Source organism: Arthrobacter ramosus (assembly GCF_039535095.1).
Classification (GTDB): Bacteria; Actinomycetota; Actinomycetes; order Actinomycetales; family Micrococcaceae; genus Arthrobacter; species Arthrobacter ramosus.
In genome coordinates this window covers 4,232,002-4,247,643 of record NZ_BAAAWN010000001.1, presented here as the reverse complement: position 1 = coordinate 4,247,643, position 15,642 = coordinate 4,232,002, and the positions used below count along the sequence as shown (strand labels likewise).

At 64.3% G+C, this 15,642-nt stretch carries 12 protein-coding genes and 1 tRNA gene; 1 reads left to right on the top strand and 12 read right to left on the bottom strand.

Annotated elements, in window-relative coordinates:
• Nucleotides 1-46 precede the first annotated feature (46 nt).
• The 11 genes from ABD742_RS19515 to ABD742_RS19465 all read right to left on the bottom strand — a co-directional run bounded on the left by ABD742_RS19515 (nucleotide 47) and on the right by ABD742_RS19465 (nucleotide 13,962).
• Nucleotides 47-703, bottom strand: coding sequence for a TetR/AcrR family transcriptional regulator (locus tag ABD742_RS19515; protein ID WP_234752551.1), 657 nt, complete (start codon nucleotides 701-703; stop codon nucleotides 47-49).
• A gap of 2 nt (nucleotides 704-705) precedes the next feature.
• Entirely contained in the window at nucleotides 706-2,742 is a 2,037-nt protein-coding gene (locus tag ABD742_RS19510; RefSeq protein WP_234752439.1) for a YhgE/Pip domain-containing protein, read from the bottom strand.
• Nucleotides 2,739-3,458, bottom strand: a complete 720-nt coding sequence (locus tag ABD742_RS19505; protein WP_234752440.1) for an ABC transporter ATP-binding protein — start codon at nucleotides 3,456-3,458, stop codon at nucleotides 2,739-2,741. Before ABD742_RS19505 ends, ABD742_RS19510 begins: the two co-directional genes overlap by 4 nt.
• A gap of 75 nt (nucleotides 3,459-3,533) precedes the next feature.
• Nucleotides 3,534-4,994, bottom strand: a complete 1,461-nt coding sequence (locus ABD742_RS19500; protein ID WP_234752441.1) for a dihydrolipoyl dehydrogenase family protein — start codon at nucleotides 4,992-4,994, stop codon at nucleotides 3,534-3,536.
• A gap of 61 nt (nucleotides 4,995-5,055) precedes the next feature.
• Entirely contained in the window at nucleotides 5,056-5,742 is a 687-nt protein-coding gene (locus tag ABD742_RS19495) for an N-acetylmannosamine-6-phosphate 2-epimerase (RefSeq protein WP_234752442.1), read from the bottom strand.
• Nucleotides 5,743-5,772: 30 nt separating this feature from the next.
• Nucleotides 5,773-6,732 carry an ROK family protein gene (locus ABD742_RS19490; protein WP_234752443.1) on the bottom strand — a complete coding sequence of 320 codons (960 nt, stop codon included), beginning with the start codon at nucleotides 6,730-6,732 and terminating at the stop codon, nucleotides 5,773-5,775.
• Nucleotides 6,733-7,294: 562 nt separating this feature from the next.
• Nucleotides 7,295-8,212: a dihydrodipicolinate synthase family protein gene (locus ABD742_RS19485; RefSeq protein ID WP_234752445.1), complete on the bottom strand. Its 918-nt coding sequence runs from the start codon at nucleotides 8,210-8,212 to the stop codon at nucleotides 7,295-7,297.
• Between the two features lie 37 nt (nucleotides 8,213-8,249).
• Nucleotides 8,250-9,056: an ATP-binding cassette domain-containing protein gene (locus tag ABD742_RS19480; protein ID WP_234752447.1), complete on the bottom strand. Its 807-nt coding sequence runs from the start codon at nucleotides 9,054-9,056 to the stop codon at nucleotides 8,250-8,252.
• Nucleotides 9,053-11,227 carry a dipeptide/oligopeptide/nickel ABC transporter permease/ATP-binding protein gene (locus ABD742_RS19475; protein ID WP_234752449.1) on the bottom strand — a complete coding sequence of 725 codons (2,175 nt, stop codon included), beginning with the start codon at nucleotides 11,225-11,227 and terminating at the stop codon, nucleotides 9,053-9,055. The genes ABD742_RS19480 and ABD742_RS19475 overlap by 4 nt, the downstream gene beginning before the upstream one ends.
• A 2-nt stretch (nucleotides 11,228-11,229) precedes the next feature.
• A complete protein-coding gene (locus tag ABD742_RS19470; protein WP_268819332.1) occupies nucleotides 11,230-12,186 on the bottom strand; it encodes an ABC transporter permease in 957 nt (318 codons plus the stop codon).
• Nucleotides 12,187-12,321: 135 nt separating this feature from the next.
• The gene (locus tag ABD742_RS19465; protein WP_234752450.1) at nucleotides 12,322-13,962 is read right to left on the bottom strand and encodes an ABC transporter substrate-binding protein; all 1,641 of its coding nucleotides are present in this window, start codon (nucleotides 13,960-13,962) and stop codon (nucleotides 12,322-12,324) included.
• Between the two features lie 362 nt (nucleotides 13,963-14,324).
• Between ABD742_RS19465 and ABD742_RS19460 the strand changes: the two genes are divergently transcribed.
• Nucleotides 14,325-15,053: a FadR/GntR family transcriptional regulator gene (locus ABD742_RS19460; protein WP_234752452.1), complete on the top strand. Its 729-nt coding sequence runs from the start codon at nucleotides 14,325-14,327 to the stop codon at nucleotides 15,051-15,053.
• A 318-nt stretch (nucleotides 15,054-15,371) separates the two neighbouring features.
• Here ABD742_RS19460 and ABD742_RS19455 read toward each other — a convergent pair.
• A tRNA-Arg gene (locus ABD742_RS19455) sits at nucleotides 15,372-15,445 on the bottom strand.
• Nucleotides 15,446-15,642: the final 197 nt, after the last annotated feature.

Sequence of the window (15,642 nt, the reverse complement as noted above, 5' to 3'; positions counted from 1 at the left end):
GACGGCACGCAGCGCCACGCCCCAAGACGCGGCAGTTGCCATACCGTTACCGCAGCACGTAGCCGCGCATGATGGTCATAATGGCCGCTATGCTCTGTTCGCGGGTGCGCTCGGGGTTGTACGTCTGCCGGTCAAGGCCCACCACGAAGATCGCTCCGAACATCGCCGCCTCGAGGCTGCCCCGGGCAATGCCAGTGTCCACGGGGTACGTGGTGGCGACCTTTTCGATGGCTGCGCCGATCACGGCCAGCAACTCGCTGCGGAGTTCGACGAAGAGCTTGCCCCATTCACTCGGCGACCGCCAGTTCTCGCTGATCCAGAGCCGCGCGAAGGACGGGTAGTCGTCCATGAAGTCCATGGCTTGCCCGAGCATGGCTTCCATGGCCTCGAGCGGATCGGCGTGCAAGCCTTCGATGGTCTGGAGCCGCCCGAGCATGATGTCGACGCCGTGGCGCAGCAACTGGGCGATCAGATCGGACTTGCTGCCGAAGTTGTAGTAGACCGTCCCCTTGGACACCCCGGCTGCGGCCGCGATCTCGTCCACGGTGACGCCCGCTGCGCCGCGCTCGCCGATCAGCTCCATGGAAGCGTCGAAGAGTCGCTGCTTGGTCGCGTTCGTGCGTGCCGGGCGGAGCTTCTTCTCCGGAGTTTCCGGGCCCCGGGCCTCCGGTCTTGGGAGCCCGGAGACGTCCGGCTCTTGCATGCTCATACCGCGATCTCCGGCTTCAGGGTCTTGAGGGTCCAGAACTTGTGCTTACGGACAGCCAGCGTGGAAAGCGCAGCTCCCAGCACAGTGTAGCCAAGCAGGCCCAGGACTATCGGCCAGATCATGGACAAGTCGCCGCCGTAGATCAGGTGCCGCATGCCGGTCACCACGTAGCCCATCGGCATAATCTCGTGCACCACGTGCAGCGGCATGGGGGTGGTTTGCCACGGGAACGTTCCGCCGGAAGACACCAACTGCAGAACTAGCAGGATCAGCACCACGAACTTTCCAGGAGTCCCCAGCAAAGCCACGATGCCCTGGATAAGGGCGGTGAACGCCATGACCGCGGCCAGCATGAACAACCACATCCACACCGGGTGCGCCGCGTTGAGGCCCAGCCCCAGGTCCACCACGAGGGTGAGGATGCTGGCTTGCAGCACGGACACGACGAAGAACGGCAGCCAGCCGCCGACGGCGATTTTCCACGACGGAGCGTTCGAGGCCAAGGCCCGCTGCGTGATGGGACGCATCGCCTGGACCAGCATGAACACGCCGATCCAGAGGGACAGCGTCAGGAAGAACGGCGCCAGGCCGGCGCCGTAGGATCCGGCCTTGGCCTGCGAAACATTGTTGACCGCGACCGGATCCGCGATCACCTTGGAAACCTCGCTCTTTTGGGAGTCGTTCGGGTTCGGGACCTTGCCTGCGCCCTTCGCCAACTCGCTCGCCAAAGTGCGGGATCCGTCCGCCGCCGTGGCGGCACCGCTGGCAAGCTGCGCCGCGCCGTCGTCGAGCTTTGCCGCACCGTCCGCGAGGGCCGAGGTGCCGTTGACGGCAGACTGTTCACCCGCCGCCAGCGTCGCAGTGCCGGAGCTGAGCTGGTCCGCGCCCGCCGAGGCCTGGCCGATGGCTCCCGTCAGCGACGGCGTGGCGCCCGCAAGTTTGGCGGCGCCCGCACTAACCGCGGCCGATCCGTTGGAAAGCTGCTGGATCTGGGCGGCATCCGCCGAGATCTTGGCTTTGGCGTCGGTGACCGGGCCGGACGCGGCGGCAGTGTCGAAGTCGGCCAGGATCTTGTTAGCCTGGTCCTGCGTGATGACCCCGGCGGACACGAGCCTTGCGTTCGAGGCTATAACGCGGTCCCGCGCCTCGGCGTCGAACGCTGAAAGCTGCCCGACGACGTCCTGGACTTTCGTGTTCAGCTGCGCGTTTCCGGCGGCGACTTGAGCGGCGCCGTCGGCGAGCTTTTGTGAGTCGGCCGGAAGGGACGCGGTCTTGTTCTTCAGTTCCGTGAGCCCCGCGCTGAGCTGCCCGGCACCGCCGTTCAGCTGATTGGCGCCGTCGCGCAGCTTGTTTTGGCCCGCCAGGAGCTCGGACGCGCCGCTGCTGAGCTTGCTGGTGCCGTCGTGGAGTGTGGCCGCGCCGTCGCTGAGCTTGCCGACGCCGTCGGCGAGTTGGGAGGCTCCGTCGGAGGCTTTGACAATGGAGGCGTGGATGGTGCCGAAGCCTGTGAGGAGCTGGTTGGCGGTTTCCTCGCCGACTTCCTTGGCCACGGTGGAGTGCACCGCGGTGGTGAGTTTGTCGACGATGGTGCTGAGGAGGTAGTTGTTCGCGTCGTTGGTGGTGACGTTGAGCATCGCCTGGTTGGCGGCGTCGAAGCTTCCTGGCGAGACCAGGTTGGCCGAAAAGTCCTTCGGAATCTTCAGGGCGAAGGCGTATTTGCCGGATTCAACGCCGGCGTCGGCTTCTGCCGTGGTGGTCACCCTCTGCCAGTTGAAAACGTGGCTCTGCACGAGGCTGTCGGCAACCTTCTGGCCTGCCTGCAGTTCGGGACCGTTGGCCGGCTGGGCTCCCGCGTCCTCGACGACCAGGGCGGCGTCGATCTGGTTGAGATTGCCGTAAGGGTCCCAGTTCGCGTAAAGATACACGGCTCCGTAGAGCAGGGGCACCATGGTCAGGGCGAGGATGGTCAGCTTAGGCAGGAGCCCGCCGGTCATGCGCTTGAGTTCGGAGCGGGCCAGCCGCAGAACAGTCACTTTGCGGTCCTTTGCAGGGTTTCGAGTACTTCTTCGGGATCTTCTTGCGCGTCGTCGAAGGGTTCGGCGGCCGGTTCGGCGGGTGCCGTATGCGTGACCGAGTTGCCGATCACCGCGGCCGGGCCGTCCCAGTTGTCCGGGAGGGCAGAAACGACGGCGACGACGGCGAGCGGCCGCCCGGCGTCGTACGCCAGCTGTTCAAGCCGGGGGAGCCAGTCCACGGTGTTTGCGCTGTGCCGGTCCGGGGAGTCGAGCACCAGGAGGTCGAGGGCAGGGTCCGCAAGGGCCAGGGCAGTCAGCAGCTCGAGGCGTCGGTCCGCAGGGAGCTGCTCAATCCACAGCCCGGCGATGTCCTCGAAGCGGTTGACCTTGAGCCACGGCTTGCTGAGGAGGGCGCCACGGTAGCGGCGGGGGATGAGGGAGAGGTCTTCGGTGACGAGGTCGCGGACGCTCAAATGCTGCTCCGGCTCGTTGACGCCGGGAGCGTCAATCAGGGTGCTCGCTGCCCGGACTTTCTTGGTCTTTGCCGAGTTGTCCCAGCTCAGGAGGCCTTTGCTGGGTTTCATTCGGCCGCTCAGCGCAAGTGCCAATGCCGTGCGCTGGTCCTGACCGTCGCCGCTGACCAGGAGGAGCTCCCCGCGCCTGGCTTCGAGGGAAGTGGGGGGCAGGAGATCGTCCCGGCGGCCGTCGATCTGGAGTTGCTGTGCAGACAGCACAATTGGACCTTTCGCAGAACCTGTTATCTGCTCCAATCGTAACTGAACTGACCAGTCAGTTCAAATAGACTTCCATTACAGTCCGTACTTCTCCAACAGGCGCAGCCACACCTCGCTGATAGTCGGGAACGACGGCACCGCATGCCACAGCCGGTCCAACGGGACTTCGCCCACAATCGCGATGGTTGCGCCGTGCAAAAGCTCGGCTACTCCAGGCCCGGCGAACGTCGCGCCCACCACGACCTTCCGGTCCTCGTCCACCACGAGTTGCGCCCAGCCTTGGTAATTCTCTGAATGCAGTTGGGAGCCGGACACGTTGATGGCGATTTCCACCGAGCTTGCGTTGATGCCCTTCTGCAGCGCCTGCTTGAGGTTCGGGCCCACGGATGCCACTTCCGGATCCGTGAAGACGACGCTGGGGATCGCGTATTCGTCGGCCGTCTTTGCGAGGGAACTCCACGGTTGCGGGGTGCCGTGGAGGGTTCCCTTGGCGCGGGCCACGATGGCGTCGCCTGTAGCCCGGGCCTCGTACTTGCCCTGGTGGGTGAGGAAGACGGATCCCGCGGCATCGCCGGCCGCGTAAAGCCACAGCCCGCTGGTGCCGTCGCTGGCGGCACCCTCAACCAAGCCGCTCGAGTCCGTGGTGAGGCGCAAAGCCCTGCCCTCCTCGGCGTCGAGCCCTACGTTCTCGAGTCCCAAGTTGTCCAGGGCTGGCCGCCGCCCCGTGGCTACCAGCAATTGATCGCAGGCCAGGACGGTCCCGTCACCGAGCGTGACGCTGAAGGAATGGTCCGCGTTGTGTTCGACCCGAGTGGTGTCTGTCCCGAGACGGAGATCGATGCCGTCGGCCCGGAGCCCCGCCGCAACCAAATCGGCGGCTTCCTCCGGGAACGCGCTCAGCAACCGGCCGCGGGCAACGATCGAAACCGACGAGCCCAAGCGGGCGAAAGCCTGGGCAAGTTCGACGCCGGCGACTCCGCCGCCCAGCACCACGAACCGTTCGGGGATGTGTTGGACGGAGGTCGCACCGCGAGTAGTCCAATAAGGGACGTTGCGCAAGCCGTCGATTTTCGGGATGAGCGGTGTGGATCCGGTGGCCACCACCACGGCGTGATGGGCCTTGAGCGAGTAGCTGTTGCCGTCCTTGCCATCCACTTGGACTTCGCGGGGGCCCGTGATGCGGGCCCGCCCCCGGATGAGTTCGATCCCGGTGTCCACGAGCCATTGCACCGCGCCGTCGTCCTGCCATTTGTTGGTGAAGTAGTCGCGATACTTCAGGACCGGTGCGGGATCCAGGACCTTTGTGACGGAGTCCGATGCTCCGGGCACTGATTGTGCTGTGTGCAGGGCAGTTCCAGGCCGAAGGAGCGCTTTGGACGGTATGCAGGCCCAGTAGGAGCATTCCCCTCCGACGAGCTCAGCCTCCACGATGGCCGCGGTAAGGCCGCCCCGGACCACCCGGTCTGCAACGTTTTCACCCACCGCCCCGGCGCCGATCACGATGACATCGAATTCCCGGATATTCTCCTCAGCCATGGGAGAAGCCTACGCCCGGACACAGGCCGGGATCAGGGACCCGGCGACGGATTCTGCGCGCTCAGGCGTGCATTGCACTCTTGAACCACCCCGTGATGCTGGCCGGGTGGGTAATAGCGGTACCGACGACGACGGCGAACGCCCCGGCGTCGAGGGCTTGCCGGGCTTGTGCGGGGGTATGGATGCGGCCCTCGGCGATAAGCGGCTTGCCCAGTCCTGCGCCGGCGATCTCAGCGAGAAGCTCGAGATCGGGGCCGTCTGTCTTGGGACCTTCCCCGGTGTACCCGGCCAGCGTGGTGCCGATCAAGTCAGCACCGGCTTCGACGGCGGCCACCGCATCAGCGTAGGAACCGCAGTCAGCCATGACCAGGGCATGCGATTCGGCGTGGATTCCGTCAACGGTTTGCTTGAGGGTCAAGCCATCGGGACGCGGGCGTCGCGTACCGTCGATAGCCACAACGTGGGCGCCGGCGTTCGCGACGGCGAGAGCATGCCGGAGTGTCGGGGTGATGAACACGCCGTCGTGCCCGTCCTTCCACAGCCCGATCACCGGAACCTCCACAGCTGTGCGGGTGAACTGGACGTCCGCGAGGCCCTGGACCCGGACCGCCGCGGCACCACCGATAACCGCCGACGCCGCCACCTGGCCGGTCGTCCGGGGATCGCGCATGGGCTCGCCCGGGTAGGCCTGGCAGGACACGATCAACTGCGAGCGGAGGGCTTCGAGGCCATCGAGGGTCAGCATCATGGGGTGTCTCCTTGCGAGGGTGTTTGGGTGTCAGTTAAGAACGAGTTTGGCCGCGCCCACAATGGCCGCGGTATTGCCTAGCGCCGCGCGAAGCACTGGAATGTCAGCAAGCGGGGTCATCAGCTCTTTGCGCAGGGCGCGTTCCATGGGTTTCCACCAGAAATCTCCTGCATCTGCCAAGCCCCCTGAAACCACTACCGTCTCCGGATCGAGGATGTTGACGAGCCCGCCGATCGCCAGCCCGGCAGCACCTGCGCCCGCGCCGATGGCTTTGACGGCGGCAGCACTGTCAGCCGAGGCGGCAGCATCGCCGCCGTGAGCCAAGGCAAACACGGCACGGGTATCCGGGACCTCGGGGGAGCCCCCGAAGCGGACGAAGGATTCATGGATGGCCGGGCCGGAAGCAATCGCCTCGACATGGCCCGAACCCCCGCACACACACGGGAGGGCCTTGCCCTCGTAATAGGCGTACGGGGAAGCAAAGTGCCCCACGTGCCCACCCACGTAGTGGTGCCCCAAAACAGGCGAGCCGTCCAGCACAAAACTGCCGCCAACACCCGTCCCGAAAGCCACCATCAGGGAACTCGAAGACCCCGCAGCCGCCCCACGCCACGCCTCACCAAGAGCATGCGCGTGAACGTCGTTGACCGCACTGACCGACCCCCGGGGCAAGCCAAGGAGTTGCGCCAACCCAGCCGTCAACCTGGTCCCGGCCCACCCCAGGATCGCATCAGTCGCCGAAACCACTTCACCATTCACGGCATCGATGACCCCGGCCGAACCCACGCCAACACGCCCGACGTCGATTCCCTCGCCCGCCGCCCGCCGCATGAGCCGCCCCACGAGTGCCGCAGTCGCCCTCAAAATGGCGTCGCCCCCGCCCCGATTCAGCGTAGGAATCTGCTCCGAAAACAACACCTCCCCGTCGGCCCCCACAACCCCCGCGGCAGTCTTCGTCCCACCAAGATCAACCCCGACCACGTACATCATGTTTGTCCTCCGGATCGTTCGATTGCTGGGTTTGAGCCCGCGCGTTGCGGTTGCGTTTGTGGTCAGTTGTGGTTGCGCCGGCGCCTGGCTGCGGTTTGTCTATGGTCGGGTTAGCTGTGGCTGGGACAGCGCGGACCCATCATTTCGCCGGCGCTTAGACACCTCCCGACGTCGCCTTCCGGTCGCTGGGCGACCTTCAGACGACTCTGGTCGGCGATGCGCGCCTACACGAAACAATGCGCCCGCGCTTTGCGCTGTGGACTCGCCGATCGGGACCTGCCGCTCACTGCCGCCTCCGGCGGCACAGTGCGGATCCCGGCCCCGCCGCAACGGTTCCGCGATCGCCCGAGTGGCGGAGGGACGGTTTTGTGTAGTCCCGCATCGCCGACCAAAGCATTTCGGAAGTCGCTCAGCGACTGTAGCAGTGCGTCGGGAGGTGTCTAAGGGACGGCAAAACTGGTCCTGCGGCACGACCCGACCAAGGCAACAAGCACAGGTGGGGTGACGTCAACCCGCAAAAGGTGACCTTCGGGAACCCGCTCAGGCCGAACGGCGCCGCCCCTTAGACCAGGTCGTTGCGCTCGAGGATCGTGCGGATTGCGGAGGTTTCTTCGGCGTTGAGGGAGAGCATGGGGGCGCTCATCGTGTTGGATTCGATGATGCCCATGATTTGGAGGGCCGTCTTGAAAGCGCCTAGTCCTGCTGCTCCACCGGAGACTCGGCCGTTGGGGGTGTAGACGATGTCGAAGAGGTCGGCCAGGCGGTCTTGTTCGGCGGCGGCTGCGGTCCAGTCTCCGTCTTGGGTGGCGTCGAACAGGCGGCGGTAACCTGCGGGGTCGACGTTGCCGAGGCCGGGGACTACACCTTGGGCGCCGGCGAGGAGGGCGCCGTCCACGACAATTTCGTGGCCCGTGAAGATGTCGAAGTTGGGGATGTCCTTGGCTGCGAGGACGAGTTGGCGGAAGGAGACGTCGTCGCCGGACGAGTCCTTGACGCCCGCGATGACGCCGTCGCGGCCCAGGCGGACCAGGAGGTCGGTGGGCAGTTTGAAGTGGGTGCGGACGGGGACGTCGTAGGCGAAGATCGGCTTGTCGACGGCAGCGTGGATGCTGCGGAAGTGGGTTTCGGTCTCCTGGGCGTTGCCGATGGCGTAGTACATGGAGGTGACCACGATTGCGTCGGCGCCGAGGTCCACAACCTTGCGAGCTTCTTCGATGACGCGGTTGGTGGTTTGTTCGTTGGCACCGACGATCAGGGGCACCGCACCGGCGTTCGCGTCGGCGATCGTGGAGACGACGAGTTCGCGCTCCTCGTTGGTCATGTAGGGGACCTCGCCCGAGGAGCCCAACACGAAGAGGCCGGACACGCCGCCGTCGAGCAGGTGCTTGGTGACGTTCTTCAGGGACGCGGTGTCAACGCGGCCGTCTGCGTGGCGGGGGGTGATGACCGGGGGAATGACGCCCTGGAACTGAGTAGACACAAAAATCTCCGTTGCTTGGATCTGGATGGGAAAAAATTTAGGTATGGAGCAGGCTGGGCGCGGCGCCGAGCAGCTTCTTGGTGTAGTCGTTGCTGGGGTTGTCGAAGACCTGGGCGGCCGGGCCTTCCTCGACGATCTGTCCGAAGTACATGACGCAGATGCGGTCGGAGACGTAGCGGACGGTCTGGATGTCGTGCGAAATGAACACCATGCCGAGGTTCAGCTGGGTTTTCAGGTCGGACAGCAGGTTCAGGACTTGGGCGCGGACCGAAACGTCGAGGGCCGACGTCGGCTCGTCCGCCACGATGATGTCCGGGTCCAGCGCGAGGGCGCGGGCGATCGCCACGCGTTGGCGCTGTCCGCCGGAAACCTGCGACGGCGTGACCTCGGCTGCCGATTGCGGCAAACCGACGAGGGCCAGCAGTTCCTTGACCTTGGCCGAACGGGACGCGGCGTTGCCGATGCCGTGCACTTGCAGGGGATCGGTGAGGATGTCCTGGATGGTCATGCGCGGATTGAGGGCCGTGGCCGGGTCCTGGAAGACCACGGATACGGCGCGTCCGAATTCCTTGCGCATCCGGGCGTTCCGTTTGATGGCCGGCTTGCCGTGGAAGAGCACCTGGCCCGACGTCGGGGCCTGGAGTCCCACGAGCACTGATGCGAGCGTGGACTTGCCGCAGCCGGACTCGCCGACGATGCCTACCGTTTCGCCTCGGCTGATGCTGAAGTCCACGCCGTTGACGGCCTTGACGATGTTGGGCCGGAAGAGGCCGCCTGTGCGTGCCCGGTGGTGGACCTTGACGTCCTTGAGCTCGATGACCGGCTTGCCGGTTGAAACACTCACTTTGCGTCCTCCTTCAGGTGGCTGGCCCAGTAGTGATCGCGGTCTGTTCCGCCGCCGGCGGGTTCAACAACGGCGAGGACCAATTGCTGGTTCGGGTCGGCGTCGGGCCTCAACGAGCGCGCCGCAAAGCGGTCGCCGGGAGCGAAATCGCGCGGCGACGGAACGGTGCCGGGGATCTGGTGGAGGCGGACGGCGTCGGCCTCGATGGAAAGGACTGCGCCCAACAGGCCGCGCGTGTATTCATGCCGCGGGTTCTGCAGGAGCTCCGAGGCCTGTGCGGATTCGACCACCTGGCCGGCGTACATGACTGTGATCCGGTGCGCCAGGGAGGCAACGAGGGCGAGGTCGTGGCTGACGAAGACCATGGCGAAGCCGAGCTGTTCGCGCAGTTCGTTGAGCAGTTCCACTACCTGCTTCTGGACGGTGACGTCCAGGGCGGTGGTGGGTTCGTCTGCCACCACGATCTTCGGCGAGCGGGAGAGCGCCATGGCGATCAGGACGCGTTGGCGCTGGCCGCCGGAGAGCTCGTGCGGGTAGCTTGCAAGTGTGCGGACGGGATCGAGCTTCACCATCTCCAGCAACTCGGCAGGGGTCTTGCGGCCGCCGCGCCTTGTCAGCTGGGTCATTTGCTCCTTGATCTTCATGGACGGGTTGAGCGAGCTCAACGCATCCTGGTAGACCATGGCGATCTGTTCGCCGCGCAGGCCTTGGTAGGCCTTGGCGTTGCTGTGCTTTGAACCGGAATCCAGGAGTTCCTTGCCATCGAAGGTGATGGACCCCGTGATCTCGGCGGTCTTTGGCAGGAGGCCCATGATCGCGAGCGACGTGATGGACTTGCCGCAACCGGATTCGCCCACCAGACCCATGGTTTCCCCTTCGCGGACGGTGAAGGAGACGTTGTCCACGATCGCGGTTTCGCCGAAGCGGCCGGGGAAGCGGATGGACAGGTTCTTGACCTCCAGCACGTTCCGGGCGTCGGCGGGGACCTGGGGGAGCCGGTCCGTGCGCTTCGCCTCGATAGACGCAAGGAGTTCGAGTTCCCGATTCAGCGCCGACATGGGGTCGAGGAGCGCATGCGGATTCTCCGTTGCGAGCCTCGGATTGTTCAGGACACGAGGATCGTTCAGGATGGACGCCGCGTAGTCCTCTTCGGAGAGCGGATCGTCGTTGGCGGCGCGAACGCCGTCGAGCTCGTGCTGTTCCACGACGGACGACTGGGCTACCGACGTCGCGATCTCGGTATCGACGACGGCGCCCGCCACTGCCGCGCCCGCAAAGGCCGCGGCAGCACCGTCGTCGTCCTTCACCACCGGAGCCTTGCGCAGCTTCGGGTTCACCATGGCATCGGTGAGGCCCTCGGCGAGGATGTTCAGCGCAAGCACGGTGAGCAAGATCGTGAGGCCGGCGAAGGTCGTTGCCCACCAGCCGCCGGAGAGGACCAGGTTGCGGCCGTAGGAGATCACGTTGCCCCACGACGGCGCAGGATCCTGGACGCCGGCGCCGAGGAAGGACAGCGAGGCTTCGAGGATGATGGCGTCGGCCACCATGACCGTGGCGAAAACCAGCACCGGGGCCGCGGTGTTGCGGACAATGTGCTTGAGCAGGATGTAGGGGCGGTTTGCACCCATCACCCGTTCGGCACGAACGTAGTCTTCGCCGTATTGGGCGAGCACGTTGGCGCGGACCACTCGGGCAAGCTGCGGGGTGTAGATGATGGCGATCGCCACGATGATGGTGGGTACCGAGTTGCCGAACGCCGCCAACAGCACGGCTGCGAGGGCAATCCCAGGGAATGCCATGAGGATGTCCATGAGTCGCATGATGATCTCGTTGACGGCCTTGCTGGACGTCGCGGCGAGCGATCCGAGCACCGCGCCGACGACGATCGCGAGGGCCACCGCACCGAGGCCGATCATGAGCGAAGACTGTGAACCGTAAAGGAGCCGGGAGAAGACGTCGCGGCCGAGGCGGTCGGTGCCGAAGAAGTGGTCGCCGTCGGGGGCTTGCGCAGGAATGAACGTTTCCAGGGGATCGTGTGGCGCGATGACCGGCGCGAAGATCGCCGCCAGGGCGATGACCACTAGGAACAAGAGGGCAAAACGCGATCCCCACGGGAGGGACTTGAAGCGGACGCCCGGGGCGCTGAGCCGTTCAGCAAGTTTGCTGCGCATGGCTATACCGTCCTGATTCGGGGGTTGATGAGCAGGTACAGGAGGTCCACCACGATGTTCACCAGAACGAAGGTGACCGAGATGGTGAGGACCACGCCCTGGACCAGGTTGACGTCCAGGTTGGTGATGCCGTTGAGGATCAGTTGGCCCATGCCGGGAAGGGCGAAGATCATTTCAATCACGACGGCGCCGCCCAGGAGGTAGCCGATCCTAAGTCCCAGCACGGTCACCGGAGTCACTAGCGCGTTGCGCAGGACGTTCCGGGAGACGACCTCGCGGTAGGGGACCCCGTTGCCGATGGCTGTCCGGACGTAGTCACGCTCGAGTTCCTCCACCATGGACGTGCGGACCACGCGGATCAGGGAAGCGGAGACCGGAATCCCGAGCGCGAGGGCCGGGAGCGCCATCGAGTTGAGCCAGCCGCCGAAGCCGGACTCCGGCGTCGCGATTCCACCCGAGGGAAACAGCGGGTTGTCACCGAGCGCGAACCACTGGATGAGCAGGATGCCAAGCCAGAAGGACGGGGTGGCGATAGCCGCGATGGAGAAGATCCTGACCACCTGGTCCTGCCATTTGTCGCGGTAAAGGGCGCCGATGATGCCGAAAACCAAGGACAGTACGACGGCGATGATCACGCCGAGGAAGGTCAGCTGGAGGGTCAGCGGGAAGGCCGAGGCGATCATGCTTGCCACCGACTTGGAGGGCGGGGTGGTCACGCCAAGATCGAGCTGCAGGAGCCTGCCCAGGAAGCGGAAGTATTGGACGAACAGGGGATCGTTCAGGCCGTTGTCCTGGCGGTACTGCTGTTTGGCGGCCTCACTGGCGCCTTCGCCGAGGGCCGAGCTGGCCTGGTCGCCCGGGGCTGCTTGAAGGACGAGGAAGACCAGCAGCGTGATGCCCAGGATCATCAAGGGCAATGCTGCGAGTCTGCGTCCAAGCAGACGCAATATCATGACCAATTTGTTCTCCGGTTGCTTTGGTGCGGCCGCTGCGTGGCGGTCCCGCGGGGTAGGCCCAACTAACTCGCAGTAAGTGTCGTTTTGAGCCATCTAAACGACAACAAATGCGAGGTAGTTGAGGTTGAGTGCGGCGGGCTAGGAGGTGCGGCCGACGCCGATGAAGGAAAGTCCCGTGGTGGGCAGCGGCTTGAAGCCTGAGAGTTTCTTTTCGTCCCACGCGCTGGGGAGCTGGCGGTGGAAGAGCGGGTACAGCGGGACTTCATCGGAGACGAGGTCCACGATTTGGCCGGTGATCTTCTTCGCATCGGCGGCCGCGGCCTGCGAGCCCTTATCCATCAGACCCTGGAGGGTGGCGCTTTCCGGAGTGGTCCAGTAGGCGCGCTTGGCCATCCAGGTGGCGCCGGAGTAGAACCAGCTCAAGAGCAGGTCTGCGTCATTGCCGAAGACAGAGGGGTCGCCCGGGGCCGCGACCACCGAGAAGTCGGCCTTGCCCACCCTGTCTGAGTACAAGGCGCCGGACTGGAGGTTCTTTGCGGTGACCTTGACGCCGGGGATCTTGTTCCAGGATTCCAGCATCAGCGGGGCAACGTCTTTGACCCAAGCAGTATCCGTGGTGAGCAGCTCGAATTCGAGGTTGCTCACGCCGGCCTCCTTGAGGAGGTCCGCGGCCTTCTGGGGATCGTAGGAGTAGACGTTCTTGGCTTTGACGTAGTCCGGGTGGCCCTCCTGGAAGTACGACGACGCGGCCTTGGCATTGCCGAACAAGGCCTTCTTGATGATGGCGTCCTTGTCCAGTCCATAGTGGAGTGCCTGGCGGACCAGCTTGTTGTCGAACGGGGCCCTGGCACAGTTGAACATCAGGAACAGCATGCCGAAGGACTGCACGGATTCAACCCGGGTCTTGGACTTGAGCCCGTCCATGTCCAGGTAGGGGACGTCTTCGATCGCCTGGACGCGTCCAGACTGGGCTGCCGTGACACGGGCTGCCGCATCCGAGAGCAGCAGCCAGGTCATGCCCTTGGCGAGTGCCGGCTTGGGGCCGTTGTAGTCGGCGAATGCTTCGAAGACGATCTTGTCGTCCTTGACGGCCGAGACTAGCTTGTAGGGGCCGGAGCCGACGGGCTTGGCATCGAATCCCTTCTGATCGGCCGATGCCAACGCCTTCGGAACCACCTTCACCACGGAGATTCGCGGTCCGAAGCCCGGGAAGGGGTATTTCAGAGAGAACTCGACCGTCTTGGCATCGAGGGCCTTGACGTCCTTGATGAACGGGATGAACTGGGAGAACAAGGACTTGTTGGCCGGGTCCATCACGCGGGTGAAGGAGTAGACAACATCGTCGGTGGTGACAGGGGTGCCGTTGTGGAACTTGGCACCGTCGCGGATGGTCACCTGGTACGTGGTGTCGTTGACCTTCTTGGGGTCGCTCGCTGCCAGCGCGTTGTAGGGCTCGCGGGTGGCGGGGTGGAGTTCCACGAGGCCTTCGAAGATGTGCAGGTTAGCGGCCTGCGGCGTGGCGCCGGAGGACGTCATCGGGTCGAAACCCGTGGACAGGGCATAGGAGATGCCTGCTTCGATGGTGAGATCCTTGTTGACGGTCGCAGTGTTGTTTGCTGCGCCCGTGGTGGTGGAGGCAGGACCGCCACATGCGGACAGGCTGGCCGTGAACGCTGCCGCGGCTCCAATCGCCCCGGTCAGCTTGAGGAAGTTGCGTCGGCTGGCGTCGCTGACCAGCGGCAGGTTGTTAATCGTGTTGCTCATAAGATGCCTCACCATTCAAGTTTTCTGGTTATCGGATGTAGGACATCCGATGCTCGTAAAGAAACTGTAAGGGTGGTCACATGAAGTCGTCAAGCGAGATCTGGATCACTAGTGACCCGAGGAGCGGCCGCGGCGCTGCCGGCGGTGTGCTCCCGATGGGCGCTGCGCCGCGGTTCACCTTGCGAGGTTCGGACTGGGGCTCGGTCAAAAATAAAGGCGAACATCTATCAAGGAGATGGGACATCCGATATTGTATGTTGCGAAGCACTATATCCACGGTGGGCGCTAGGCTCACCTCAACATTAACACTGCACTGATTCCTTGTCCCCGGTCCTGAAAGGGTCCGGCCAAGGATGGGTACTTTTGCAAGGAGAGCCATGACCACTTCCGGTGTCGTTCCGCAGGCGCGGTTCAGCGCACAGGCCCGGCTCAGGGCCCTCCAGTCGGACATTATGGAGTTGATCCTCGAACGCGAGCTCGAGGCGGGCGATCCTTTGCCGACGGAAAATGAACTCTCCGTGGCTTTGGGGGTAGGGCGCAACACCCTGCGCGAATCCCTGAAAGTCCTGCAGGCCCTGGGTGTCATCGAGATCCGCCACGGCTTTGGCATGTTCGTCGCCCCCAGCAACTTCGAGGCGCTCGCCGACGGCCTGACGTTCCGGGGCCGCTTGTCGCTGCGCCACCAAGGTCTCGAAGCGCTGCAACTCGTGGACGTGCGCCAGGCCCTCGAATCGGGGCTGATCGGCTCTTCCATGGACGTGATGACCGCCGAACAGCTCGCCTTGATAGAAGAAGCCGTCAAGCAGATGGAGGAGCTCGCACACGGTGGCGAGAACTTCGTAGCCGCCGACGCCGAGTTCCACCGCCGGCTGTTCGAGCCGCTGAACAACGAGCTCCTCATCAACCTCATGGGCGTTTTCTGGAAGGTCTACCGGAAGATCCACGTGGAGATCGGCTCCGACAACGAAGATCTTGTAGCCACAGCGGCCATGCACCGAGGCATCTACACCGCCGTCGCAACCGGGGACAAGACCGCCGCTGCCGAACTGCTCAACCGTCACTTCGACGGAATCCGTCGTCGCATCAGCGAGGCCGTCGCAGTCTAAGGACTGGCACCCAAGCGCAAGGGCCGCCGTCGTACTTTTCGCGAAGTACGACGGCGGCCCTTGGCTTGTGCGCGGCCGGTCGCCTGGAGGCCTGCTCGGCGGTACGCGTCGGATTCTGCTGGATCATTCCCCTTGCTGCAGGTCCCCGTCCGCGTGATTCCAAGGGGGCCGGCCCCTGGCAGCGGCAATGATCAAGCAGAATCGTACGTGGTCGCACTGGCTTCCACTTGGGTGAACAGCAGTCGGGCCATAGGGCAAACCCGGGTTCGGAATTTAACGAAAAAAGACCCGCACCGGGGCCGGTGCGGGTCTTCATTGTGCGCCCAGAGGGATTCGAACCCCCGGCCTTCTGTTCCGTAGACAGACGCTCTATCCAGCTGAGCTATGGGCGCATCTTGGTGATTCTCGGGAGTTTCAAACTCGTTCCCCCCTCGAACCTCAATAAACTTTACGCGAGATCCCTGTTGGTGCCAAATCGACGTGGTGTAATCTGCCTAACTAGACCGGTCTATGTGACCTTAGTCACTAAATTCGGCGTATCCCTGACGCGGATCCTTGATTTTTAGGGGTTTTGCTCCGGAATGGTCAA